Origin of the sequence: Paenibacillus sp. FSL H3-0321 (genome assembly GCF_038002865.1) — a bacterium.
GTDB lineage: Bacteria > Bacillota > Bacilli > Paenibacillales > Paenibacillaceae > Paenibacillus_AQ.
The window spans coordinates 2,992,469-3,017,985 of sequence record NZ_JBBODH010000001.1; the positions used below are offsets into that span (position 1 = coordinate 2,992,469).

20 protein-coding genes are annotated in these 25,517 nt (G+C 48.6%); 6 read left to right on the forward strand and 14 right to left on the reverse strand.

Annotated elements, in window-relative coordinates; translation table 11 throughout:
- Positions 1–10: 10 nt before the first annotated feature.
- The 4 genes from MHI45_RS13065 to MHI45_RS13080 form a co-directional block, all read right to left on the reverse strand.
- Complete coding sequence (locus MHI45_RS13065) at positions 11–1,495, reverse strand: glycoside hydrolase family 32 protein (RefSeq protein ID WP_341119106.1); 1,485 nt, start codon at positions 1,493–1,495, stop codon at positions 11–13.
- Positions 1,496–1,780: 285 nt separating this feature from the next.
- Complete coding sequence (locus MHI45_RS13070; protein WP_076113194.1) at positions 1,781–3,391, reverse strand: ABC transporter substrate-binding protein; 1,611 nt, start codon at positions 3,389–3,391, stop codon at positions 1,781–1,783.
- 59 nt (positions 3,392–3,450) lie between these two features.
- Positions 3,451–4,332, reverse strand: a complete 882-nt coding sequence (locus tag MHI45_RS13075) for a carbohydrate ABC transporter permease (RefSeq protein ID WP_076113195.1) — start codon at positions 4,330–4,332, stop codon at positions 3,451–3,453.
- A gap of 17 nt (positions 4,333–4,349) precedes the next feature.
- The gene (locus MHI45_RS13080) at positions 4,350–5,252 is read right to left on the reverse strand and encodes an ABC transporter permease (RefSeq protein WP_076113214.1); all 903 of its coding nucleotides are present in this window, start codon (positions 5,250–5,252) and stop codon (positions 4,350–4,352) included.
- Positions 5,253–5,731: 479 nt separating this feature from the next.
- Between MHI45_RS13080 and MHI45_RS13085 the strand changes: the two genes are divergently transcribed.
- From MHI45_RS13085 to MHI45_RS13105, 5 genes are all read left to right on the forward strand, one after another.
- Positions 5,732–6,772 (forward strand): LacI family DNA-binding transcriptional regulator, encoded by a 1,041-nt coding sequence (locus tag MHI45_RS13085; RefSeq protein ID WP_076113196.1) that lies wholly within the window; start codon positions 5,732–5,734, stop codon positions 6,770–6,772.
- 771 nt (positions 6,773–7,543) lie between these two features.
- Positions 7,544–8,440 (forward strand): ATP-grasp domain-containing protein, encoded by an 897-nt coding sequence (locus MHI45_RS13090; protein ID WP_341119107.1) that lies wholly within the window; start codon positions 7,544–7,546, stop codon positions 8,438–8,440.
- Between the two features lie 160 nt (positions 8,441–8,600).
- Complete coding sequence (locus MHI45_RS13095) at positions 8,601–10,070, forward strand: VCBS repeat-containing protein (protein WP_341119108.1); 1,470 nt, start codon at positions 8,601–8,603, stop codon at positions 10,068–10,070.
- 20 nt (positions 10,071–10,090) lie between these two features.
- Positions 10,091–10,777 carry a response regulator transcription factor gene (locus MHI45_RS13100; RefSeq protein ID WP_341119109.1) on the forward strand — a complete coding sequence of 229 codons (687 nt, stop codon included), beginning with the start codon at positions 10,091–10,093 and terminating at the stop codon, positions 10,775–10,777.
- 2 nt (positions 10,778–10,779) lie between these two features.
- Complete coding sequence (locus MHI45_RS13105; RefSeq protein ID WP_340896611.1) at positions 10,780–12,177, forward strand: ATP-binding protein; 1,398 nt, start codon at positions 10,780–10,782, stop codon at positions 12,175–12,177.
- A 17-nt stretch (positions 12,178–12,194) separates the two neighbouring features.
- Here MHI45_RS13105 and MHI45_RS13110 read toward each other — a convergent pair whose 3' ends face one another.
- The 4 genes from MHI45_RS13110 to MHI45_RS13125 all read right to left on the reverse strand — a co-directional run bounded on the left by MHI45_RS13110 (position 12,195) and on the right by MHI45_RS13125 (position 15,275).
- The gene (locus MHI45_RS13110) at positions 12,195–12,944 is read right to left on the reverse strand and encodes an ABC transporter permease (protein WP_341119110.1); all 750 of its coding nucleotides are present in this window, start codon (positions 12,942–12,944) and stop codon (positions 12,195–12,197) included.
- Positions 12,941–13,864, reverse strand: a complete 924-nt coding sequence (locus tag MHI45_RS13115) for an ABC transporter ATP-binding protein (RefSeq protein WP_341119111.1) — start codon at positions 13,862–13,864, stop codon at positions 12,941–12,943. Before MHI45_RS13115 ends, MHI45_RS13110 begins: the two co-directional genes overlap by 4 nt.
- A 62-nt stretch (positions 13,865–13,926) precedes the next feature.
- The gene (locus MHI45_RS13120; RefSeq protein ID WP_341119112.1) at positions 13,927–14,616 is read right to left on the reverse strand and encodes a TetR/AcrR family transcriptional regulator; all 690 of its coding nucleotides are present in this window, start codon (positions 14,614–14,616) and stop codon (positions 13,927–13,929) included.
- An 86-nt stretch (positions 14,617–14,702) separates the two neighbouring features.
- Positions 14,703–15,275, reverse strand: a complete 573-nt coding sequence (locus MHI45_RS13125; RefSeq protein ID WP_341119113.1) for a TetR/AcrR family transcriptional regulator — start codon at positions 15,273–15,275, stop codon at positions 14,703–14,705.
- A 293-nt stretch (positions 15,276–15,568) separates the two neighbouring features.
- On the opposite strand from MHI45_RS13125, the gene MHI45_RS13130 reads away from it, so the two are divergent.
- The gene (locus tag MHI45_RS13130; protein ID WP_341119158.1) at positions 15,569–17,005 is read left to right on the forward strand and encodes a DHA2 family efflux MFS transporter permease subunit; all 1,437 of its coding nucleotides are present in this window, start codon (positions 15,569–15,571) and stop codon (positions 17,003–17,005) included.
- Between the two features lie 217 nt (positions 17,006–17,222).
- On the opposite strand, the gene MHI45_RS13135 is transcribed toward MHI45_RS13130, so the two are convergent.
- The 6 genes from MHI45_RS13135 to MHI45_RS13160 all read right to left on the reverse strand — a co-directional run bounded on the left by MHI45_RS13135 (position 17,223) and on the right by MHI45_RS13160 (position 25,467).
- Positions 17,223–19,280, reverse strand: a complete 2,058-nt coding sequence (locus MHI45_RS13135) for an iron ABC transporter permease (RefSeq protein ID WP_341119114.1) — start codon at positions 19,278–19,280, stop codon at positions 17,223–17,225.
- Positions 19,281–19,288: 8 nt separating this feature from the next.
- Positions 19,289–20,317 (reverse strand): ABC transporter substrate-binding protein, encoded by a 1,029-nt coding sequence (locus MHI45_RS13140; protein ID WP_038596330.1) that lies wholly within the window; start codon positions 20,315–20,317, stop codon positions 19,289–19,291.
- A 370-nt stretch (positions 20,318–20,687) separates the two neighbouring features.
- Positions 20,688–22,334, reverse strand: a complete 1,647-nt coding sequence (locus tag MHI45_RS13145) for a bifunctional metallophosphatase/5'-nucleotidase (RefSeq protein ID WP_341119115.1) — start codon at positions 22,332–22,334, stop codon at positions 20,688–20,690.
- 23 nt (positions 22,335–22,357) lie between these two features.
- Positions 22,358–23,185, reverse strand: coding sequence for a carbohydrate ABC transporter permease (locus MHI45_RS13150; RefSeq protein WP_076113204.1), 828 nt, complete (start codon positions 23,183–23,185; stop codon positions 22,358–22,360).
- Positions 23,186–23,197: 12 nt separating this feature from the next.
- On the reverse strand, positions 23,198–24,082 hold the full coding sequence (locus MHI45_RS13155) for a carbohydrate ABC transporter permease (protein ID WP_341119116.1): 885 nt from the start codon (positions 24,080–24,082) through the stop codon (positions 23,198–23,200).
- Between the two features lie 89 nt (positions 24,083–24,171).
- Positions 24,172–25,467 (reverse strand): ABC transporter substrate-binding protein, encoded by a 1,296-nt coding sequence (locus MHI45_RS13160; RefSeq protein ID WP_341119117.1) that lies wholly within the window; start codon positions 25,465–25,467, stop codon positions 24,172–24,174.
- Positions 25,468–25,517 lie beyond the last annotated feature (50 nt).

The following is a 25,517-nucleotide window of genomic DNA, read 5'->3' on the forward strand; positions in this document are numbered from 1 at the left end:
ACCCTCCCGGTTACTGGTTGCTGCCGTTTGCGGTAGATGAAGCCAGATTGTAGATATCCAGCGAAAGGAACAAGTCCTCTTCATTGTCGGCAAACGCAGCAAGACCGGTAGATTCGGATTCAGGGAAAATGAGATCTGTAATGACTGCCTGGCCTCCACCACAGAACACTTCAACGGAGGAACGGTCCACATAAATATGCAGATCATAGGCTGTACCCGGTGCCGCAAGCTTCGCTGAGTGGCGTCCCGGGAACAACTTGTGGAAATCATGCTTCCCGGAGGCTGTCCGGTCTACATACAATTCTTCCGTCTGCGCATCAATCCCGACCATGGTTTGCTGCTGTGCACCTGCCTTTACTTTAAAGCCGGCAGATGTCCCATGAGCAACCTCCGCCTCAATAACGTAAGCCTCAAGATGAAGCTTGGCACAGGCTGCATTAATTTCTTGAACAGAGACATTTTTCAGGGAAAGGACCGGGGCACGTGCGGCTTCGAGTTCTTTTGCAGGCTTCTGAATGAGCGTAGTTTGCCCGTTCCTTAACTCCAGATAAAGCTCCCGTGGAATCGTCATTGCTCCGCGGAACCCTTCCGCCGGCGTCTGGGGTGCATACATCCAGTTGCTCATCCAGCCGATAAACAGGCGTCTTCCGTCTTCCTCGGGCAGATCGGACCAGCTCACACCGGCATAATTATCTCTGCCATGATCCAGCCAGCGGATGCTCCGGGACTCTTCGTCAGGAGTAAATACCGCTCCGTCAAAGTCACCCGTGAAATACTGCGTTCTTGAGCCTTCCGCAAAGGCAGGATCTGCACCAATACTGACGAGCATTACCCATTTGGTATCCGATTTGGTTCCGTCAACAGCCAGCTGGAACAAATCCGGGCACTCCCACACACCGTCATGAGATCCGATGCCCTCGCCGAATTCGCTGGCAAAGGTCCAGTTAATTAGATCAGGGGAATTATACAGACCTACCGTTTGGCCACAGGCTACGATCATCACCCATTCGCTCTTCTCTTTGTTCCAGAACACCTTGGGATCACGGAAATCAATGAAGGTATCATGCTCAAGCACCGGATTCCCTTCGTATTTGGTCCAAGTTCTGCCTTTGTCCTTGCTATAGGCCAGACTTTGACGCTGAACGGCAGGTTGTCCTTCCGGCATGTCAAAATGATGGGTAAAAATGGCCACCAGCCCTGGCTGATCCTCAAAAAATCCTGTCGTGTTATTCCAGTCGACAACGGCGCTTCCCGAGAAAATCATCCCCAGTTCATCCGGCACCAGCGCGATCGGCAGCTCTTCCCAGGTCACCAGATCCTTACTGACCGCATGGCCCCAATGCATGTCCCCCATGGTCATTCCGCCGGGATGATGCTGAAAGAACAAATGATATTCTCCCTCGAAATATACCAAGCCGTTTGGATCGTTCATCCACTTTTCTTTGGGTGAAAAATGATAGGCACCCCGGTAGTTTTGTTTTGTAATAGCTGACATTATGATTTCTCCTTTGCTCCTGGATAAGCTGAACTTTAGATTATCCAATTGGCGTAGTACGCGGACTGCGGGGAATGTTTGGACTTCCGCCGCTGTTGTCTTCAGATTTCTTGATTATGACCGCTGTTTGCGGTTGAAATCCGAAGACTGCCTATGCTTTCGAAGCGAGCTTTCCTACGGAAAGCTTTCAGGCGGACGCTTACGCTCCTACAGTTCCAAACTTCCCCTCCGCCGCTTTCGCCTCTAGGTGTACTTTAGTTCAGCTTATATTTATTTTTTATATATTTATTTTCCCGTCGCTCTGTCGTAGCCTGCCTGTTTAATTTCAAGCCACTCCTGCAGGCCAAGACGGTCCAGCTCCTTCAAATAATCATTCCACTGTGCATCGACTTTTCCGTTCTGGTACCATTCTGTACGCATTCTGAGTACATAGGCGAACAAGTCAGTTTCAATCGTCGTCAGACGGTCAAGCTCATCAATCGAATGAAATACGCTCGGCATTACGTTCTCTGCTTTCATCTTTGGAGCCATGATATTCTTGATGATGTCCATACGGCCTTTGGCATCATCCGGCATGGTCGTATATTTGCCATAGTAGGAATCAAGAATAGCCAGCGGTCCGCCAATACTTGTTTTCTCGCGAAGCTCCACAGGAGCAGCGCCTTCCAGCGGCAAATGCTTCAGCATTCCTTTGGCTTCATCAAATTCGAAGATGTTCTGCTGTGTGTCGTCCCCGTAGGTTCCCCAGTTGTTCTGTACGGATTGAACGGGATCATACAGCTGATCTACCCATTTTGCTGTCGTTTCCAGGTTTTTATTGGCGCTTGTCACAACCATCTTGCCGCGGCCTAGGCCGAGACCGTTGGTTCTGGTTACGTTGACTTCCCCATCCGGACCTGCGAGCGGCGGCATCACTTCATAAGCATCGTTTGCTCCGGAGATATTGGCTTTATCCCAAGAGAAGTAGAGGCCGTACTTCTGATCTTTGCCTTTGGCCAGGTAAGTACTCCAGTCTTGGGTATAGGCTTCGATATCAATGAGTTTTTCTTTATAAAGGTCATTGATAAAGGACACCGCCTTTTTATAGCCTTCTTCCTTGGCCGTAAAGATCACTTTGCCTTCATTGCTTACGACCGCATGGTCAGGATTCTCTCCCAATCCGAATGAACCGAAGAGGAATGCCAGATCTTCCGCACCCGGCTTGTTGATAAAGGATAAGGGAATTTCGTCTGCCTGACCGTTGCCGTTCGGATCTTGTGTCTTGAAGGCAATCAACACCTTTTTCAATTCTTCCGTGGTTGTCGGCATGTCGAGGCCCAGCTTCTTAAGCCATTCCACGTTGATCCAAGGCATGCTGTCTACCGCCTGAATTCTTTCTTTTCCGTTCCCAAGCTCTTCAATCCAAGGAAATGCATAAATCTTACCGTCGGGTGCCGTAATCATACTTTTGTATTCAGGGGCTTCTTCCAGCACTTTTTTAAAATTGGGCATATTCTGCTCGATCAGATCATTCAGTGGCACGATAGCACCGTCTTTAGCAAGCTTCAGCAGCTCATAATCACTGTAGTCGGCATTGAAAATAGCATCAGGGAGATCACCGCTTGCGACAGCCAGGTTTCTTTTTTCCACAAACACGTCTCTGGTGAAGTTTTTCCAGTTAATATGCACATTCGTTTTTTCTTCGAGACGTTTATTAATCAGCTTTTCGTTCGGATCGGCAGGTGCCAGCGGGGAGCTTTGGGTAATGAAGTTCAAGGTGACTTTGCCGCTAGGATCCTGTTTTTCACCGGCAGCATTTCCTCCCCCGCCGCCGCATGCGGCAAGGAACATAAATGAAGCAAGTACAGACGCAGAAGCTGCTTTTGACAACACTTTTGATCTTTTTGATCTTTTCATAGAATATGACCTCCAAAGTAAATAGGAATGAAAGAACTTTATCTATGTGCAGCCGTGTCCTATTTGATGGAACCGACCATGACACCTTTTTCAAAGTACTTCTGGAAGAACGGATACATAATAATGAGCGGCAGGCTGGAGACAACGATTGCGGCATACTTGATAATTTCAGACAATCGTTTCATTTCCGCCATGGCCATCTGGTCAGCGATCATGCCGGGATCTACCTGATTCTGAATCAGGATGGAACGAAGCACGAGCTGCAGCGGGTGGAGCTTCGGATTATCCAGATAAATCATGGCATCAAAGTAGGAATTCCACTGGCCGACAAAGGCATACAGCGCAAGCACGAAGATGATCGGTTTAGAGAGCGGCAATACAATGCTGAAGAAAATCCTCATCTCTGAAGCCCCGTCCACATTGGACGCCTCCTTCAGTTCATTCGGCACGCCTTTGAAGAATGTTCTGGACAAAATAATATTCCATACATTGACCGCCCCGGGAATGATGACAGCCCAGACCGTATCCAGCAGCCCCAGATTCTTAACCAGCAGATAAGTCGGGACCAGTCCTCCTCCAAAGAACATCGTAAAGAGGAACACTGTCATAAAAAAACCTCTACCCTTCATCCGGTCATCCGATAAGGCATACCCCGCACAGATTGAGACCAAAACGGTAAGAATGGCAAAGGAAGAGGCGTAAAAAACAGCGTTTCCGAATCCTCGGATCATTGCCGGATTGGTAAGAATCATCTTGTAGCCATCCAATGACCAATCTGAAATTTTGAACGACAGCCCTTGGCTGAGCAGGATTGACGGATCCATGAAGGATGCAATCACCACATAAATGAGCGGAAGCACCACAATCAATACAGCAAGGGTCAAAAAGGTGGCGTTCAGCACAAGAATAAAGCGGTCCAGCCGGGAATGTTTGATGAACATGACTTGTTGCTCCTTTCTTATAAAAGACCTTCGCCCTCATTCAGTTTCTTCACTGTGAAATTCACCGTAATGAGCAGGATGACGTTGATAATAGAGTTGAATAGTCCTACTGCGGCTGAGTATGCATAGTCACCGGACTGCAAACCAATTTTGTAAACGTACGTCGGAATAATCTCAGAGGTTGGCATGTTCGTTGCCGTTTGCATGAGATAAGCCTTTTCAAACCCGATCGACATGATGCCGCCCGCGGCAAGGATAAATACAATGGCCATAATCGGACGAATGGTCGGAAGGTCAATATGACGTATTCTTTGAAGAAGATTAGCCCCATCCAGATTGGCTGCGTTATGTAACTCAGGGTCCACATTGGCAAGAGCCGCAACGTAGATAATGGAGGCCCATCCCGCACCTGTCCATATATCCGAAAGAATATAGATCCAGCGGAAGTACTCCGGACGTGACATGAACATCACCGGTTCACCGGTTGCCCAGCTAAAAAGCTGGTTGATAGGTCCTGTCGGGGACAGGAAGATAAACAGCATGCCGACCACAACAACGACGGATATAAAGTTAGGGGCATACAAGAATAACTGTATGTTCTTTTTGACTCCGGCCCGGCGAACCTGATTGAGCATCAAGGCCAGCAGGATGGGAACAGGGAAGCTCAAGATCAGGCCGAAAAAACTTAATTTAAGCGTATTCATAAAAATCACTTCGAAGTTTGGGGAAGACAGGAATTTCTCGAAGTTGTAAAAACCTACCCACTCGCTCCCCATAATTCCCTTGATTGGGCTGAAATCCTTAAAGGCAATAATCGCACCATACATAGGACCGTATTTAAAAATAAGGGTCAGAACCAGTGCCGGTGCAAGCATTAAATAAAGGAAGTAATGTTTCTTCAAATATTCAAACAGGGACATCTTCCGCCCCGTCACCAGTTTTCTGTGATCCACTTCAATTGAGTTATGCAATGCCTTGACCTCCATTCTTATACAATGTTTTTCACTAGTGAAAGGCTTACATTTTGACGTTCTTGCCCTTCTTCATTTACAATTTATCAAAGACTTCATCACGAGTCAATACATTTTGTAAAAATATATTTGTTCATTTGACAATAATTTCGCATCTAAAATCCCTGAAAATATTGTCAAAATTGATAAATGGGAGGTTTCCCTTAGAAAAAGAGCATTTATTCAACTTAATATATTCATTTCAAACACCAATGCAGAAATAATTACCAAACAATACTATTACATAATGTAAACTCAATTGTTCATTTGTAAAATTAACGTTGCTATTTTGAGAAAACTATTATACATTTAAGGGAGTAAAGCGAAGCGCACCCGCTCGCTATTTGCAGAGTGAAAGAAAACAATAATATAGAGGTGAAATTACATATATGGCACGGGGAAAAGTAACGATACAGGATATCGCTGATGCTCTGGGGATCTCCAGAAACACGGCCTCCAAAGCCTTGAACGGAACGGAAGGATTGCCTGAAGAAACCAGAAACAAAGTTATCAAAAAGGCGATTGAGTTGAAATACAAGCAGTTTTCTTTAATGGAAACCGAAAGTGTCCTGCCAAAGAGCTCGAGAAACATTGCTTTATTAACGGAGAATTTGCCGAATACTTCGCATTTTGGATCGACTTTGATCAGCGGCCTGGAAAAGCGGATCAGCGCAGAAGGATATAATTTGTCCATTCACATCATCCGGGAGATTGAGCAGAAATCTCTGTCCCTCCCTAACAATTTCGATGTATCCAATGTGGACGGAATCATATGTATTGAGCTGTTTAACTTGGAATACAGTAACCTGATTACAAGCCTTGAGATTCCGACCATTTTCATCGACTGTTCCGCACATGTCTGCTACCCTGAATTCCGGGCGGACGTGTTGTTAATGGAGAACGAACACAGTACCTATCAGCTTACTAAAAAGTTGATTGAGGGCGGTTACAAAACCCTGGGGTTTATCGGGGATTATAATCATTGCCGGAGCTTTAATGAAAGATGGGTAGGTTTTAATCGTGCTCTGACCGAGGCTGGAATCCCGCTCGATCCCGGCCAGTGCGTTCTCGATGAGGATAATCTCTTTTTCTCCAGTCCCGGCTGGGCGGATGAAAGATTGAATGACATTGCCGAGCTCCCGTCCGCTTTTGTATGTGCGAACGATTACATCGCCGTAAGCTTTATGAAATCACTGAAGAATCTGAATCACTCCATTCCCGGTGATATTGTCGTCTGCGGTTTTGATAACGGCCCGGAATCAAAGATTATTGAGCCTCATCTTACCACCGTTCATATCTACAGTAATGAAATGGGCATTAAAGCAGCCGAAATACTGCTGTCACGCATCACCTATCCAGAGCAGCCTTATCAGGTCTCTCATATCTACACAAAACCAATCATTAGAGATTCCACCCCGAATATTAGCTGATTGTGAAACCTATAAACGCTTACATTCAACAAAAGCATCCCTTTCACGTGAAGGGATGCTTTTGTTCTGGAATTTTGGAACTGTAGGAGCGATAGCGACCACCTTTGTCTCCGGATTTCAACCGCAAATAGCGGTATAAATCAAGAAATCGGGAGACAACAGTGGCCGGAAGTCCAAACATTCACCGCAGTTGCGTTCTATGCCGGATCGGTAAGTCTAAAGTTCAACTTATATAGCTAAAGATTTATATAAATGGTGAAGCTGTTCACAATTACTAAAACCGTGTTCAACACTAACAGAGAGGTCTTAGATTTCCTTTCCCCCCTAAAAATAGATGCAACAATTTGAATACCCGGTATCAAAAAAAGGAATACCCGCTTAGGAATATAATTTGTGAAATCCTCAGCCTTGAACTGGAATGATTTCACCTGTATTCCCAGCTGGTCCGGTAATGAACGATACGCAATAAAATTAGACAGCAGAGTAATTGCAATCATTCCCGCTACAATGTAAAACACGGTGTCCCTCTTCATTTCTGCTTTTCATCCCCTTATTTTACTAATGCCAAATTATTATAAGTTTTCAAGAAAAATCTGTAATTAACATGTGTCACACACTGAATGCTACTAGCTGCACATGAGCTGCGGGCATTTGTCCCGCAATATTTCCCGGTTCCCTGATTTCCGTAATCGCTGGGCGTGCTGGCTTCGCAGAGCTACCTAAGAGAGTATAATGGAAGGTAAACAAGCTTAAGGGATGAGGGAGAGTATTATGAGGATTATTTTCTGCCAGGATCCGCTGGATGCCAAGAGGGTGGATATGGATTATGAAACGGAGTGGCATGCAGCTCAAGCTGCCGGCTTCAAGACGGAGCTCGTTTCACTGGAGGCCTTGATGGAAGGCCAGGCAGCCCGGTCCATCCGGCAGATTACACCTGCGCTCTCTATGGAATCTGCAATTTACCGGGGCTGGATGATGAAGCCGCAGCATTATCAGCAGCTCTACGATGCACTCCAATCAAAGAATATTGAACTTATCAATGATTCTACCGCCTATGCTCACTGTCACTACTTGCCCTATTCCTATTCGATGATCGCATCGTTGACACCGCGCACCATCTGGCGCACAAGTCCAAGCAAGCCCGCCGACTGGAAGGAGCTGTTCGAACAAATTGCCGTATTCGGCGAATCTCCTTTAATCGTCAAGGACTATGTGAAGTCAAGAAAGCACGAATGGGTTGATGCCTGCTATATCCCGGATGCTTCAGACCACGGCAATGTACAGCGGGTGGTGTGGAACTTCATCGAAAGACAGGGGGCCGGACTGAGCGAAGGAATCGTTATCCGTGAATTCGTTCCTCTGGAGTACCTGCAATCACACGATAAGAGCGGCATGCCGCTTTCCAAGGAATACCGGATATTTTTTCTGGATCATCAAATCATAGCTTTTCTGAATTACTGGGATGATGTTACCTACGATGAGGATCAGCCGGATCTGACCCCTTTTATGGAAATTGCCCGCACGATTACAAGCCGCTTCTTCACCATGGACATCGCCAAAACTGCAGAGGGAAGCTGGATTATTGTAGAGCTGGGAGACGGCGGAGTTTCGGGGCTGCCCGAGCAGATGGATGTCAGAGCGTTTTATGAGGGGTTACTTCAAGACTAATAATGACCGATCCGCCGCTGCTCTAGCTTTTTGCTGGACACTTATATACAAGGCACTATCCAAACAGCCAGACTCCCGTTTAGCCTTTACCATTTTGAAACTACTTTGCCGAAGGGTTGGGATATACTAGCCACAGATGAACTAAAGGAGATTATATCTTATGAACAAATCAGGCCTAAGCGCCCTTCTCTTATTATCGATTATTGCTGCAGGCTGCGGTGCACCCAAGACTCCCAGTGATTTACTCCGGGCCCCTTCGCAGGGCAGTGCCGATGGCACCATTACAAGTATTGTGAAGTCTTTTCTTCCGGCGAATGCCCACCTGACGGTGCCCATCAATTCCGAATCCGGCAGTGCCATTCAATTGCAGGATCTCGACAAGGATGGTCAGGATGAAATTCTGGCCTTCTATAAGACGGACAAAACGGATTATGAAATCAATACCCTCGTATTGTCCAAACCCGGCGCCGACTGGAAAAAGCTGACTACGATTACGGGAGTCGGCAGTGAGCTGGATTACGTACAGTTTATAGATGTTACCGCAGACGGAGCAGCGGATATGCTGCTCGGGTTCAGCGGCGGCGAAGGCTTGAGCAAGGAACTGTCCGTCTACAGTCTGAGTGGGGGTGAGCTGACCGAAAAGCTCAAGCAGCCTTATGACCAGCTGGTTGTCGGCAATCTGACCAATGAAGGTCAGACAGATATCGCCCTGATCCAGGGAACGTTCACCACGGACACCCAGCCGCAATCCCACCTGCAGGTTATCCGGCTTCATGACGGCAAGCTGCATACCCTGTCCGACCAGACCATCGACGGGTATGTGTTTCAAGCCTTGTTTACAAAAGCGGCGCCATCCAAAAATGCCCTGTTCATTGATGCGGCGGTTGGTGCACATTCCTCCTACACTTCTCTGCTGACTTGGGAAAATGGCAAATTTATTGATATACTTGCAACAGAGGATTATCAGCGTGACGAATTGGCAGACAGCAGGGATATTGTGCTGGGGCCACTTGTTTCGAAAACAAACGGTTTGCTGGGTGAGAACAATATGGCGATCAAGGATTACCCGCTGTATAGCTCAGATATTAACGGTGATGGCATTGTCGAGATCGGATTCCTTGTCCCTCCTGCGGGTACAGAGAGCTTTGCCCCGCTGGCCACTCCCTTCATCACCAAATATTATCAGTGGGACGGGCAATCGGGACTGAAGTTTGTGGAGGAGCATTTCGACAGATGGGGCTACAATTTCCACATTCCGCAATCCTGGACCGGTAAATACAAGCTTGTGGCCCCGGAGGAATCCCCTACGGCTTGGGAGCATATCCAGTTTAGCTACACCAATGCAGCGTCTAATGAGCAGGCCCCGCTTCTGGAGCTGCGCCAGATCTCCAAAAAGGATTGGCAGACTGCCGAAGCGGCACTGCTGGCGAAGAACACAACCTATAAACTGCTGTATGAGCTGCAAAATACGGAGGATAGTACAGCGCCGTCCGTGCTTGTTGCTGTTCTTCCATCCGCAGATGCAGCCGGCAAGCTGACCGGCTCCTCCCTTCAGGAGTATGAACAGCTAAAGCTGACGCTTGACGAAGTGCAGCAGCTGGCCGGCACGCCGCAGAAGCCCCAGCAATAGCTAGAACAAGGAGGGCACCCATGAAAGTGCTGGTACTGGAAGATGAGAAGCCCATACGCGATTTTCTGCTTGTCAATCTTAAGCGTGCGGGCTTCGAGGTTGTCGAGGCCTCCACAGGCGAAGAGGCTCTGGCTGCCGCCCGGGATCAGAAGGATTTTGATATTGCTATTCTGGACCTGATGCTTCCCGGTGTCAGCGGCTTCGAGGTGTGTGAACGCCTGCGGGGCATGTTCCCCCGGCTTGGCATTATTATGCTGACTGCCAAAAGCCAGGAAGTCGATAAGGTGATGGGGCTGGAAGCCGGTGCAGACGACTATGTAGTTAAGCCCTTCAGTCCGGTTGAGCTGGTTGCCCGGGTCCGGTCGCTCTACCGGCGGATGTATCCGGGAGAAGTGTCCGCACAAGAGAACCATATTGAGCTTCCTCCATTTACACTGATGCTGGATGAACGCAAATTACTGAAAGACAAGCTCGAGCTTCCCCTGACGCCCACGGAATTCTCCATCGTCAAACTGCTTATGGAGCAGCCTAATAAGGCTATGAACCGTGACGATATTCTCACCTCCGTATGGGGGCAATATTTTATGGGAGAGCTTAAGATTGTAGATGTGAATATCAGCCGAATCCGCCAAAAAATCGGGCAGGGCTCTTCCGGACCACAATACCTCGAAACGGTCTGGGGATTCGGCTATCTATGGAGGGTCTAACATTGCTGAAGGGAATCAGGTCTAGGCTTATCGTCTACATCACCATTGTTCTGCTCCTGATCGTCCTGCTGCTGGAGGGGGTATTTATTGTAGCAGTCCATTACTACTACCTGGGCAGCGCGATGGAGACCCTGTCTTCCCGGGCCGTTACCTCCGCCACCTTTTTCAACAAGTATCTGGAGGGCTACTCGATCAATGAACGGGCCCGGTACATTCTGGAGAACCTTTCGACTGAAGAGAGCAGCAAGGTTGAAGTGCTCAGTCCGGCAGGTGATGTCATTATCAATTCATTCGGCTTCGCAAGCTCGGAGCATATTGAGACCCCTGACGTCAAAGATGCTTTGATCAGCGGCAAGGGGACCTATCAGAGTATTACCCCTCTCAACGGTGAACGGATAATGGCCGTTTCCATTCCTTTGAGGGAATCCGGGGAGAACATTGGGGTACTGCGCTACTCTGTTTCAGCAGAGCCCCTCTACGACGTTATTATCAACATTGTCCTGAATGCCGCCTGGGTCGGGCTGCTCGTCATTCTTTTTGGCTTTGTACTCAGCCTGATTATTGCTAAACGGATCGTTGGACCTATTCAGCAATTAACCTCTGTCGCCAAAGAGATGGCTACCGGAAACTTTGACGTAAGGGCGGAAAAACGGTATGACGATGAGGTCGGCACCTTGGCGGTCACACTGAATTACATGTCAGAGGAAATGGTCAAAAGCGAAAAAATCAAATATGATTTCATCTCTTCCGTCACGCATGAGCTGCGCACTCCCCTTACCTCGATCAAAGGCTGGGGTGAAACGCTGCTTGTGGGTGATTTGTCTGATAAAAAAGAGACCCTGCAGGGTCTTGAGGTAATGACCGGGGAAACGGATCGTCTGATCGGTCTGGTCGAGGATTTGCTGGATTTCTCCAAATTCCAGGCTGGGGAGATAAAAGTCTCGCTCCAGCCTTATGACCTCAGGGGTCTGCTTGAGGATCTGCTGCTGCAGTTCAGGTACCGGGGCCAGACCAAACAAATCCGGCTCTATGCCGATATTCCCGATCAGCCGCTGCCCGTGGATGGGGATTTCAACCGGTTAAAGCAGGTTTTTGTAAATCTGCTGGACAATGCTTTCAAATTCACTCCTGCCCAGGGGGAGGTCCGCCTCACGGCGGACTATAATGAAACCCTAATTATCATCACAGTCGCGGATAACGGGGAAGGCATCGAAGCTGACGACCTCACGAAGCTCGGGACCAAATTCTTCAAAGGCAGATCACGCCAGTCCGGAAGCGGACTGGGCCTTGCCATCTGCAAAGAAATTATCGAGCTGCATGGCGGCCGCCTGCGCATCGAGAGCGAATTCACCAAGGGAACCTCAGTCATCGTGGAGCTGCCGCGCTACCCGGTGGAGTGAGGTGCCCCTTTTATCAATTATGCTTGATCAGCATAACGCCACCAGGAGAGTGTGCCGATCAAGCCAATACCACCGGTCAGATACGGAAGGCTGAGACTCAGAGCCTGCAAATGGGCATTTTCCTCCCCCGAAGCGCCGCTGAGGAGCCCGGGGATGGCCCATGGAATATATTCCGTAATTCCAATGCCTCCGCCAAGCTGGGATATCACGATGGTAAGCACAATGAACCCAAACGCAGACATATACCCGCGTCCAACGCTGGCCATCCAGGCTACCGGGATGCATAGGCAGATAACCATAAGACAGAGCAATACATATTCCCTGAAGCTTTGCGCGATGATCTCAAGGCTCCAGCCATCCAACTGGACAAACCAGGCGGTAAGGCCTCCAACCGCAAACATAAGGAGTGCCAGGACCTCACACCAAACTGTGGCAACCATTAATTTAGCGGCTGCCACACTGTAACGGGAAAGCGGCAATGCCAGTAAATCCTTAACCGTACGGTCGGAGTATTCCCGGCCGAATATCCAACTGTATATAAAACCGAATCCGATCAATCCTCCGATCGAAACCACATAACCAAGCTCATCCATGAACCCCGGCACATCCAATATACTCTCTATGTTGTTCTGAGAACCCAGCAATCCGGAAAAAACAAGCCCCAGCATAACCGGCAGCAGGATGCTGGTGCCGAGTGATATCCAAAGCAGCCTGGACCGGCGAAGCTTTAAGATTTCTCCCCCTATGGCTGATAACCATTGATTCATTCTGTTGCTCCCCCTCCGGTTTCAATTTTTCTAAGAAAATAAGCTTCCAGATCCTCTTCTTCTACACTCAACTGAATGGGCGGCATATTTGCATGGACCAGCAGCCTCGATATCTGCTCCGGACTAGCTATCGCATGATCGTCAGAGAGCCGTAGTCCTTCCTCGGAGAATTTCACCTTATAGCCGTGCTGAACCAGTTTTATCCGGGCAGCTTCAGGATTACGGGTCTGCACAAGCAGATGTTTCTGAAGAACATGCTGCAGCTCCCTGACCTCCGTTTCCTGAAGCAGCTTGCCATGATGAACAATACCGATCCGTGTCGCCAGTCTGGCGACCTCGCCCAGGATATGGCTGGAGATAAATATTGTCACCCCGTGAGTCAGGGCAAGCTCGTTAAGCAGCTGCCGTACCTCAACAATTCCAGCGGGATCCAGTCCGTTCGTCGGCTCATCCAGAATCAGCACTTTTGGATTATGCAGCATTGCTTTGGCGAGACCCAGCCGCTGCCCGTTGCCGAGTGACAATTTACCGGCCTTGCGGTCCCGGTAGGCGGTTAGCTGCAGCTTGTCCATTACAGAATCTATGGCATCGTGTTCCGGTATGCCCCGCAGACGGCGGATGATCTCCAGATTCTCCCGGACCGTTAGCTCAGGATAAGAATACGGGGTCTCCACCATGTATCCGACGTTCGCCCACAGCTTGTGACTGCCGGCATCCACACGTTGTCCGAACAAATAGGAAGCTCCGGAATCCGGCCGGATCATCCCCAGCAGCATGCGTATCGTCGTCGTTTTGCCCGCACCATTCAGTCCCAGAAATCCGTAGATTTCCCCTTGCTCAACATGCAGTGATATTCCGTCTACAGCATGATGGCTTCCGTAATGTTTCGTTAAGCCTTCAGTCTGAATAATAGCATTCACATTATCGCCTCCTTTTATAAACTAACTAGTTAGTTATATTTGATGAAAATAAAAGCCATCTTCTACAGTAAAGATGGCTCCATGACACCATAAATGACAAACTTCGCAATCTGATCCATGGTGTGCTCCTTCATCTCCGGGGAGTCCAGCTTGCCCATCACTTCCTTATACCGTGAAAAGGACTGAAGCGTCGCTGTCGTCACATTCAGAATCAGAATCGGAAACATCGCCGGATCGAAATCCTGCCGGAGGATTCCATTCTGCTTCGCGGCTATGGCCAGCTCATGCAGCTGAGTCATATCATCCGGGCGGTAGGTGATTTGATTCCAGGTCTTCCAATCCTCAGCGGCCTCCCAGAACAGGATTTTCAAATATCGCGGGTACTCCAGGAGAAACTCATACATTTGCCGTGTAATCTTCTCCAGAAAACTTTTGAATACAACAGGGTCACTCATGAGACTTGGGTTCTTCAACAGCTCGGCGATTGCCGCCCCGGTTACCTGTTCACTAATCTGGTCGGCACGTTTGACTACTTCGGTGTAAAGTCCCAGCTTATCGCCGAAATACTGATAGATCAGGCTTTTGTTATACCCCGAAGCCTTCGCAATCCCGTCGATTCGCGCTGCTGAATAACCAAGCTCGGCAAACGTCTCTTCCGCTGCGTCAAGAATCATCCCCTTGGTTCGGGCTGCATCGTAAGTCCGTGAACTTCGCTTGCCATTGTCCTTGCTCCCGCTCTCTGCTGGCGTCATGGTTTTCACCTCTTTTTATAACTAACTAGTTAGATTATATTTAAATGTACTACCGAAGTCAAGAATACCTATATTCTATTGATCTGTTATTGTGAGCGGAGCAACGTTATTTGTCTGGCCAGATAGGACGGTGTATAGGGCATGTCCTTTCGAAGCCAGGCGACAATCGTACCAATCAAGGCTGCGGAACCGTACCAAATAGCAATCTCTCTTTGTATGTTTGCTGATGAGTCCCCCGGGTCGCCTTGCTTTCGCTCCAGTCTTTCAGCAATCATTTCCGACAGCAGCTTGAACAATCGGTCTGTGAAGATCGTAATTTGTCTCGATGTAAGAATAACTTTGTAAAATCTTGCATTCTCCTCAATATGCTTGAGAAGGTTCTCCAGCAGCGGCCAATCCTCCTTGTCTGCCAACTCCGAATGATTGTTTATTACCTGATGAATGTCCTCGACCATATCATCTGCCATCTTTTCCAGCATATCCGGGAGATCCCGGTAATGCAGATAAAACGTAACGCGATTGATTTTTGCCCGCTCTGCAATGCGGTTTACCGAAATTTTCTCGATGTCCATTTCTTCTAACAGTTCAATCACGGCATTTCTAAGCAATTGACGCGTGCGGAGTATGCGTGGATCTGTTCGAGACGTTGTTTTATTCATTTTTCTCGCTCCATTCTTCTGCTTTCACATCGTAAACTACATCTTCTATATAATTGTAGCTTTTTAAACAGTAAAACAACAAATTCGAATTAACTGTAAACTAATAAACACTTTTTCAGAAAGCGTTGCTTGCTTACATGTAAATTTCATTTATAATCTGATTTATACATTGTAAACTATACAACACCTTGTATATTAAGTCCAAGATCTACGATTTGAAAGGATGGAGTGGAGTGAGTAAAGAGATAGAAGCAACAAGCAGTTCCATAAAAAAGGGACCCATCTTATTCATTATGATTTTGGGAGCCTTTCTTGCGACGTTGAATCAGACCGTAATGAGCGTTGCCGTGCCGGGATTAATGATTGATTTTAACATCTCAGCGGCAACAGCCCAGTGGCTGACAACAGGTTATATGCTCGTTAACGGAGTGCTGATTCCGATTACGGCTTATTTAATGCAACGATTTACTACGCGTGAGCTTTTCCAGACTTCCATGTTTATTTTCCTGGCAGGAACGATCGTATCGGCCCTTGCCACAAGCTTCCCTGTTCTGCTGACCGGGCGCATGATTCAGGCAGCCGGCGCCGGGATTATTATGCCGCTGCTTACCAATGTCATATTAGCCCTCTTCCCTCGTGAAAAGCGGGGAGCAGCCATGGGTATGGTCGGGCTAGCGATTATTTTCGCACCTGCGATAGGGCCAACTCTGGCCGGATATATTTTGGAACATTACACATGGGAAATGATGTTTTACGGGATGATCCCACTTACTGTCATTGTGATCATCTGCGGATTTATTTATTTGAGGAATGTATCGACACGTTCTTATCCCAAAATTGATATGGTCAGCGTCATCCTTTCCACCATCGGTTTCGGAACTTTGCTGTATGGCTTCAGCCGGGCTGCAAGCGCAGGCTGGTCGAGCGCGGAGGTGCTTTTGTCTCTCGGTGCAGGCATCCTTTCTCTCGCCTTGTTTACTTGGCGGCAGCTGGCTTCCCAAAACCCGCTTCTTGATCTCCGGGCCTTCAAATACAATATGTTCTCTTTAACCACTGTCATAAGTATCGCCGTTACGATCGTGATGTACGCGGATATGATGCTGCTGCCTCTGTATCTTCAGAATGCACGCGGATATACGGCCATGGAATCCGGTCTGCTGCTGCTTCCCGGCGCGCTTATAATGGGACTGCTCATGCCGGTCACCGGCAAGCTGTTTGACCGGTTCGGCGCAAAATGGCTGGCCATCATCGGGCTACTGATCACGATTGCGACGACGCTAAGCTTTGTGAACTTGACAGATTCGACCAGCTACAGTTATCTGGTACTTATGTCAACAGGCCGGCGGATCGGGATGGCTCTGCTCCTCATGCCTATACAAACCTTAGGGTTGAATCAATTGCCAGCCAAGCTTAATGCTCATGGTACAGCCATCTCCAATACCGTTAGACAAGTGGCCGGTGCCGTAGGCACTTCTCTGCTCGTAACGGTGATGACAAGCCGTACCACAACACATATGCAGGAGATGATGGCTGCAGGTGGCGCCCAGGGCGCAACACAGGAGCACATGATAATGGAAGCTTCGATTCAGGGCATCAATGACGCCTATCTCGTTATTGTAGGAATCGGCATTATCGGATTGCTGCTCTCCTTCTTCATCAAACAAGTGGGACAAACCTCCGGGAAAGAGTCCGGACAGAAACTGAAAACAATCACTGCGGAAGAAGTCTAGATTACAGAATAACCAGTACACACCACAACGAAGTTCCAGATAACGAGAAAAACGTTTGGATACGAATACTCAGACGATTGAGGATGTCAAAATGATGTACGCTCTTGGTCAGAACGACCAGGGAGACTGGGTGATTTATACAATCGACTGAGCGTACAAACAAAAACCGATACCTAAAAAGGTACCGGTTTTAAGCCATTCTAGTTCTCTATCCCTTTTACTTCTTGCTGACAAGTGAACGGTACATTAGAAACAGGAAATATGGAGCTCCAATGATCATAATAATCAGGCCTGATGGTATTTCTATCGGGGCCATTATGGTTCTTCCGATCGTATCAGCAATGACCAGCATTAATCCCCCCAGCAGTCCCGACAAAATAATGGAGCGTCTTGTGTGATGCCCGATCATCATCCGTACTGCATGCGGCGCCATAAGCCCGAGAAATCCGATTGTCCCTACGCTGGCAACGGCTCCCGCTGCAAGCAAAACGCCGATAATCATAGCCCATAGCCGAGTTCCCCGAACCGGCAAGCCAAAACCTGTTGAACTCTCGTCGCCAAACGCCAGCAAATCAAATTTCCGGCCCAGATAATATGCAATCGGCACAAGGACAATCAGAAAGATAAACAGGCTGTAAAACTGATTCCAGCCCCGGCCATAGGTCGAACCCGTCAGCCAAATAAAGGAACTGCTGCTCCACAGGCTTGCCTTAACGATCATAACCTGTATGCCCGCAGAGCCGACGGCCGATACAGCAATTCCGAGCAGGATGAGCACGGACGGATTCAAGGCTTTGCGCCAGGCCAGAAAGAATACAAAGGCTGCTGCGACAACCCCACCCGCAATTGCGGCAAAAGGTAAAACCACTACCGTCAATGCAGGCCATGCGAACAGTACGATCATCGCACCAAGTCCGGCGCCTGAGGTCACGCCGATAATCGAAGCGTCGGCCAGCGGATTGCGGACAGCGCTTTGAATTAAGACACCGCTGATGGCCAGCGCGATACCGCCGCAAGCTGCAACGAGAGTACGCGGAAGCCGCAGATTCAGCAGTACAGAAAACGATTGATCTCCCCCGGGGATAAGACTGCCCAGCAAATCAGCCAGCGGAATTCTCGTTCCCCCAAGCGATAAGCTCACAAGGATGACAACGAGGAGCAGTGCGGTCATGAATATCGCCGTAGGAACAAAACGCATACGCAGCGCGGCTCCCCCAACACTCATGGATGACTGTCCGGAGCCCGAACCGGAAATATTCTTCATCTTGGTAAGCACCAGCCAAATGAGCCATGGCGCTCCAATAATCGCCATAACCGCACCGACCGGTATCTCACCTACATTGCTCCGCACCACACGCGCAAGCGTATCCGCTGCCGTAATAAGCAATGCTCCCCACAAGGCACTCGCGGGAATAAGCAGGCGATGCTTGCGGATACCGCTAAGCCGGACCAGATGCGGAGCGACCAGACCGACGAAACCTATCGGTCCGACCACACTGACCACGATCGCAGCCATGAGCACCGATATGCCCAGGCCCACTGCCCGGGTTAACCCCACACGCTGTCCCAGCGAGCGGGCGGTTGACTCATCAAGCTCAAGCGCATCGAATTGCCGGCCGGCGAATACTGCCGCCCCAATCAGCGCAAGGACGAAAGGCCAAGCGTACCGGACACCATCCCAGTCCAGTTGAATCAGGGAACCTGCGCCCCATAAGAATAAATTTTGTGTTTCCGTCTGTTTGAAGATATGTAAGGCAGATGTGAACGCACCCAATACCATAGATACGATCATACCCGATAAGGCCAGCCGGACAGGCGTAGCCGCCTTGCCTCCGCCCAGGAAATAGGCGGCCATTGCCGCCAGAAGTCCCCCTCCCGCAGCCAGCAAAAACGGGAACTGCTGCTGCATAGCCGGGAAAGCAACCACACCTAGGACAACCATAAAGTAAGCCCCGGCATTAATCCCCAGCGTATCCGAGGATGCGAGCGGGTTCTTCGTTATGGTTTGCAGTAATGCGCCAGCCGCAGCTAAAGCAGCCCCGGCCAGAATCCCGATAACCGTACGCGGCATCCGGATATCCCAGAGCAGATTATGCTCCATCACATCCTGGCGGTTCAGCAATCCATCCAATAGGGTGGCTGCCGGAATTTTGGCCTCTCCGAAGCCGAGGCTCAGGAGGAATAGAACGAAGAGGACGGCAAGGCCGCCCCCAAATATTCCAATTAGCCGCCAGGTCATTCCGATTGAGGATGCCTTGCTACTATTCTCGTTCATCAAAGTACTCATTTCGTTAAACTATTTACAACTTCATCCACGATAACCTTGGAGGAGACCGGACCGCCGAACACCCAAGTTGCGCTGCCTAATCCAAAGGTGCGTTTTTCCTTCACGAAGGTAAGGCCTTTCCAGACGGAATTATCCTTCAGTTCGTTCGAGAAAATATCATCATCCTTCTGGACGATATAGATCAGATTGGTATCCTGAACCGCAGGCAATGCTTCAACTGTCGATGTGCTGAATCCGTAAGCCTCAAAAGCTTCGGGTTTCCAGTCGTTCTTCAAGCCGATCCGGTCCAGCGTCTGTACCGCAAGAGAATTATCCGTAAAGAGACGCATCGTCGCTGCATTCTGATAGCTGTAGGCTTGCGTCAGTACATAGTTCAAGCCTTCCTTGCCTGCAGCGGCCAGCTTCGTCTTGGCATCCGCATAATGCGCATCCAAATCTGCCAGGACCTTATCACCTTCCGCGGTCTTGCCGACAGCGGCTGCAATCGTTTTGAAGATATCTTCCATCATCGTGTATTGATCGCCTTGGCCTTCAGGCGGATACAGGCCGAAAATCAGCGTTGGCGCAATGCCCTTCAATTGCTCATAGATGGCTTCATGGCTGTCTGTATTCGCAATAATCAAATCCGGCTTCAGTGCCGCAATTGTCTCCAGATTCGGCTCACCGCGTGTACCGACATCAGTCACGCCTGCATCCAGGGGCGCTTCGCCAGTTACCCACACCTTATAGTTTTCGTTATCGGCATTCCCTACCGGCTGCATGCCGAGGGCAATAATATCTTCAGTAAATGTCCACTCCAGCACTACGACCTTTTGCGCAGGCTTGTCCAGCTTAACCTCACCTTTAGCATCCTTCAGTACAATCGGGCCACTCGCCGCTTCACTGCCAGCATTCGTTGCAGTTGCAGTTGCATTGCCAGTTGCGCTTTCGTTAGCTGCCGGACTTTTCGTATTGTTGGATCCACAACCTGCCACAACCAGTATGACAGCAATAACCAGAACTAAACTCAACAACCTTTTGTGCATTTTGTAAATCCCCCTGATATTCAGATATAAGTTCTCTATGATAATCGTTATCGTTATATTGATAATGATTATCATTTCTATTCATATTAGCTATCTTATATGCGATTTCCCGGAATGTCAAAGTTAAAATTTAAATTTATGGAGAAAGTGAAACTTGAGGTCGGGTAGCTGTCTCTTGCGCCTAATCTGCTCAAGCAAGCAGCCGTTGATCAAAAACACAGAGAGCATAGCCCGGGACACAAATAATTCCGGCAAACAACATGCAGTTTGCCGGAATTATTGAGTAGATGACAAGCAGTATTGACGTTTGGAGCCTTTTTACTGCTTATGTCCTCCCTGATAAGAAACCTGGTATATCAAGGATTCTTGATTATTTAGCCTTATCACTAATTTCAGAAACACCCTGCCTGTTTATCCCAACAATGGACCAGTTGTCATCAACTTCCGGCGATAACGTCTTACGATCCCGGATGTAGCTTACAAGCATGTCCCGGATGCTGCATGCCGATTCCCAATGTTTTGTCGCGCTAACCAATTTGGACGCCTTCAATAAGCTGCTGTAGCGATAATTGTTGACAGCAAGCTGCAGCTGTCCGGTATCGGCAAGCGGTTTGCCTTTGTAGATCACATTTATGATCCGGCTACCGGAGGGTTGCGACAGGTCGATCTGATAATCGATACCAGCGAACATATCATAGAGATAACTCGGCACCTCGGGGTTGATACTAATCGCAGAGTCACCTGGCTGCCACTGTTTGAAATGCGTTGCTGAGGCTTCCATATAAGCCTTAAGCTCCTTACCGGTTACAGTGACAATGTACAGCAAATTATCGAATGGATAAATGCGGTACACATCAGCGTACGTCAATGGGCCCTGCTTCAAATCCGCCTTGTCCGAAAAAAGGCTCGTGGCGGCAACATCCGCACCGCTGGCCTGAAGCATCGCCTTCTGAATCAATGTAATGACTGCTGTATCCTGCAATCTTCCCGCTGGCACGCCACTGATTTCATCCTGTGGCTGGAAGTCGGCTGTCGCATAGCCCAGAACGCCACCGTCCATTTCTGTTGAGGATACTCCACCTCCCTGCTCGATGAAGCGAAGTGTTTCTTCATGCGCTTCTGAGACCAGACTCCGGAAATCCGGGTCCGGCTCCCAGCCGGCCATATCAACAATCGAGACTTCCCGGTTCACAACCCGGGGTCCTTCACCGCCAAGCTCGACCGTAAGGTCGAAGCGTACCACTTCCCGCCCCCGGTCGCGCGGTCCTCCAATGACGGTATCACCAATACGTTCTTTAACCGTAATGTGCATATGACCGACCAGCAGCACATCAGCCTCAGGAACCAGCCTGGCAATGTGTTCAGCGGCATCCGAACCGCCTTCTTCATCGAATTCCGCCACCATTCCGGCATGCGCGCTGATCATAATAATGTCAGCCTTACCTTCAGCCCTCAGCGAGGCTGCAATCGTCTGTGCCGTTTCAGCCATGGGGCCAAAGCGCAGAGCCTCCACCTTCCCGCCGTCCCAGCGCGGGACATTAGGGTTAGTCAGACCGATAACAGCAATCTTAATACCTTGTACCTCAACAAGCGTATAAGGCTCTGCAAACAGTTCCCCATTGTGATAACAGGCATTCGCAGCAAGCACTGGAAATTCCAGCTCCCGCCTGAATTTCTCAATCAGGGCAAGACCAAAGTTAAATTCATGATTGCCCAAGGTCATGGCCGAATACCCCATTGCATTCAGCGCCACAGAGACCGGATGTACACTATCCAGCCGCTTATTGAAGACATCATCAGTCAGCATATTCCCTTGGAACACATCACCATTATCAATCAGAATGACCTCGGCTCCACTCTGTCTGATCTCCCGGACATAGGAGGCGACTCTGGCCATCCCGTCATTCGTTGTATCCACACCGTCTTCGTAACGATAGCCCCACAGATTTCCGTGAAGATCCGAGGTGGCAATAATTACGATATTCAATATATTACTGGTGTCCGCCCGTTCAATCATAATTCCATCCTTCTCTCGTCTCTTTACTTCAGAATTGCACCTGCGGTAAAACTCTTCTCCATCTGGTCACTGAACAGCACGTAAGCCAGTAGAATGGGAAGGGTCGATATGACCATGGCTGCTGCGAGCGGTCCCCAGCTAATGCTGTATTGACCGCTGAAATTCATCAGGCCCAGCGGCAAAGTCCGCAGCTCTTGCTTTTGAATAAAGGTCGCAGCCATAAGGAGCTCATTCCATACGGCTAAAAACACGAAGATCGCTACCGAAGCGAGTGGCGGCTTCAGCAGGGGCAGCACAACTTTGAAGAAGGATTTAACGACTCCACAGCCGTCCATAAATGCAGCTTCCTCCAGTTCCTTCGGCATAGTCCGCAGGAAAGCCGACAGCATGTATACGCCAATAGGCAAATTCACAGCAATATACGGCAAAATAATAGATAATCTCGAACTGAGAATGCCAAGATTCTTGAGTATCATAAAGAGCGGGATTAGCGTAGCGTGAATCGGAACCATGACGCCCATCAAAAGAATGAACAAGATCACACCGTTATATTTGAATTTCATGCGTGTCAAAGCATACGCCATCATAGAAGCAAACAGAAGCACAAAAAAGAGTGTAACCAGCGTGACGGTCACACTGTTGAAAAAGTATTGGCTGACTTTAGCGCTTACCCAAGCCTCTGTGAAATTGTCTAAACGCCATTTGGTGGGCAACGCCCAGACCGCTCCGCCAATAATCTCCGAGTTATCCTTAAACGCACTTACCACAAGCCAGTAGAGCGGGAACAACTGGAGGACGGCGATGATGATCATCAGTATGTAAATAGCTGTATTTCTCGTTTTATTGAGCATGACCTGTCCTCCTTAATATTCAATTTTCTCCTGGGTCAACAACTTATTAATCACCCAGGCAATAATGAGACATTCCAGCACCATAAATACAGCAAGCGCGCTGCCGTAACCGAAATTCTGCTTCAGGAACGCTTCCTGGAACATTTTCAGCGCAATCACAGTTGTTGAATCAAGCGGTCCTCCGTTAGTCATCACATACACACTTTCGAATGTTTTCAGTGCATATATAACGTTCAGGACGATACAGATCCGCAGCACATCGGATAATAAAGGAAAAGTGATATAACGTACCGCTTTCCAGCCTGTCGCTCCGTCCAGCTTCGCTGCTTCATAATACTGTTCCGGGATACCTTGCATTCCGGCGAACAGGATCAGCATATTGTAACCAACGTAATGCCAAGTGGTTACGATTAATACGGACAGTAGTGCCGTCTTAGTGTCCCCAAGCCACGCTTGTGTCCAACTGCCCAGTCCCATGGCATCCATTAACGTGTTCAGCATGCCGATATTCGGATCATAGATTTTGACCCATAGCAGGCTCACCATTGTTGTTGACATCACTACAGGGAAAAAGTAAATATTGCGGAACCATTTACGCCCCTTTATTTTTCGGGAGACCAGCATCGCCAAGGCAAACGAAATCGGCAACTGGATAAACACACCTACAAGCAAAAAGGCGAAGCTGTTCCATACCGCCTGCCAAAAGCTTTTATCAACCGTAAACATCTCAATGTAGTTGTCTAGTCCAATGAAGGTCATGGGATTGATGCCGTCCCAATCTTGGAGACTGTAATAGGCTGTAATCAAAATAGGCACAAAATAGAAGATCAGAAACACGATTAATCCGGGCAATAAAAACAAAGCTAATATTTTTTTATTTGAGAGCGCTTTTTCCATCACTTACCCACCTGTCAAGTTGCAGAAAAGCGATGCGGTCCAACTGACTGCATCGCTTTTCCCAGAATATATTTTTGAAACGCTACAGCTTACTCTGCCTTGCGAAGCAAGGTTTCCAGTTCAGTTGTGAACTGCGCAGCTGTCAACACGCCACCATATAGCTGCTGTGTCAGATCACGGTATTCCTGACCTGCATCTGCTGAAAGCAGACCGAACCACATCGCCTGTGTTTTAGTGGTTTTACCGATATCTGTAGCGTAAGCTGAAAGCTGCTCATTCTGTGATTCAGACTTAACGTCGCTTTTGGCATATCCGGGCAGACCTTTTCTAACAAATTCGTCATTGAGCTTCAAAGACATGCGAATGGCAAATTCTTTGGCTGCATCCACATTTTTGGAGCTGTTGTTGACAAACAATGAGTAAGGCGCCTCGGCATTCTGGAAACCGATTGTTGAACTGTGGATCTCTTCCGCACCCGTTTTCGGAAATGCAATATACCCCAAATTGTCGCCCATTGCAGTCGACAGAGAAGTGAAGTTAAAGCTGCCGTCGATCCACATCAAGGCTTTATCATTCTTAAACAGTTCTTGTGCATCCAGGTAGGCGGAGCCGAGGAAACCCTTTTGGAAGGCATTTGAGTTCACCAATGTTACCACCTGATTCGCTGCATCAACAAATGGTGCGTCTGTGAATTTAGCTTGTCCTTTAATCGCCTCATCGAAGGCATTAACGTCCTCACGCGCTACAAGCATGTTGTAGAGCAGATCTGCCTGCCATCTTTCTTTTCCGCCGAGTGCGATTGGGATCACACCTTCATCGTTTGCGGTTTTAATCAACGCCTGAAGTTCATCCCACGTTGTTGGAGCAGAAGCGCCAAGCTCACCCATCAGCTTTTTGTTATAGTAAAGAACCAGTGTTGTACTGATGTTGGATGGAACGGAATAGATGTTGCCATCGTCCTCTGTTACCAACTGATTGTCCAGAAATTGCGAGCCTAGTCCCGTGGAATCCAGCGTGTCGTTCAATGGAGCAACTGTCTTCGACTGCAGAACAGGGGTCCGGTATGACTTTCCGGCATGCTGTTGGAAAACATCCGGAAGTTCATTTGCGGCAAGCGCAACACTTAGTTTAGTTTTGTATGTCTCATCTTGTATGTATTCATAATTCAGTTCAGCGCCAATTTCCGCTGCGGTAGCTTCGGCAGTTGCTTGGTACATCGGATCTGCATCGAATATCCATAACGTGATAGATTTCTTACTATCCGCTGCTGTCGCTTCCTTGCTCTGAGTCCCTCCATTGTTTACTTCCGCACCTCCACAAGAAGTAAGCACTACACTAACAAGCGCGACGGATGCTGCAATAACCCCAAACTTTTTACCAAACATCTGATTTGGACCACCTTTCAAAATTTACGGATACGAGCTACAGGTACAAT

Coding starts and splice junctions, on each gene's coding strand:
- MHI45_RS13065 (WP_341119106.1), bottom strand. CDS start 1,495: ATGTCAGCTATTACAAAACAAAACTACCGGGGTGCCTATCATTTTTCA.
- MHI45_RS13070 (WP_076113194.1), bottom strand. CDS start 3,391: ATGAAAAGATCAAAAAGATCAAAAGTGTTGTCAAAAGCAGCTTCTGCG.
- MHI45_RS13075 (WP_076113195.1), bottom strand. CDS start 4,332: ATGTTCATCAAACATTCCCGGCTGGACCGCTTTATTCTTGTGCTGAAC.
- MHI45_RS13080 (WP_076113214.1), bottom strand. CDS start 5,252: ATGTCCCTGTTTGAATATTTGAAGAAACATTACTTCCTTTATTTAATG.
- MHI45_RS13085 (WP_076113196.1), top strand. CDS start 5,732: ATGGCACGGGGAAAAGTAACGATACAGGATATCGCTGATGCTCTGGGG.
- MHI45_RS13090 (WP_341119107.1), top strand. CDS start 7,544: ATGAGGATTATTTTCTGCCAGGATCCGCTGGATGCCAAGAGGGTGGAT.
- MHI45_RS13095 (WP_341119108.1), top strand. CDS start 8,601: ATGAACAAATCAGGCCTAAGCGCCCTTCTCTTATTATCGATTATTGCT.
- MHI45_RS13100 (WP_341119109.1), top strand. CDS start 10,091: ATGAAAGTGCTGGTACTGGAAGATGAGAAGCCCATACGCGATTTTCTG.
- MHI45_RS13110 (WP_341119110.1), bottom strand. CDS start 12,944: ATGAATCAATGGTTATCAGCCATAGGGGGAGAAATCTTAAAGCTTCGC.
- MHI45_RS13120 (WP_341119112.1), bottom strand. CDS start 14,616: ATGACGCCAGCAGAGAGCGGGAGCAAGGACAATGGCAAGCGAAGTTCA.
- MHI45_RS13125 (WP_341119113.1), bottom strand. CDS start 15,275: ATGAATAAAACAACGTCTCGAACAGATCCACGCATACTCCGCACGCGT.
- MHI45_RS13130 (WP_341119158.1), top strand. CDS start 15,569: ATGATTTTGGGAGCCTTTCTTGCGACGTTGAATCAGACCGTAATGAGC.
- MHI45_RS13135 (WP_341119114.1), bottom strand. CDS start 19,280: ATGAACGAGAATAGTAGCAAGGCATCCTCAATCGGAATGACCTGGCGG.
- MHI45_RS13140 (WP_038596330.1), bottom strand. CDS start 20,317: ATGCACAAAAGGTTGTTGAGTTTAGTTCTGGTTATTGCTGTCATACTG.
- MHI45_RS13145 (WP_341119115.1), bottom strand. CDS start 22,334: ATGATTGAACGGGCGGACACCAGTAATATATTGAATATCGTAATTATT.
- MHI45_RS13150 (WP_076113204.1), bottom strand. CDS start 23,185: ATGCTCAATAAAACGAGAAATACAGCTATTTACATACTGATGATCATC.
- MHI45_RS13155 (WP_341119116.1), bottom strand. CDS start 24,082: ATGGAAAAAGCGCTCTCAAATAAAAAAATATTAGCTTTGTTTTTATTG.
- MHI45_RS13160 (WP_341119117.1), bottom strand. CDS start 25,467: ATGTTTGGTAAAAAGTTTGGGGTTATTGCAGCATCCGTCGCGCTTGTT.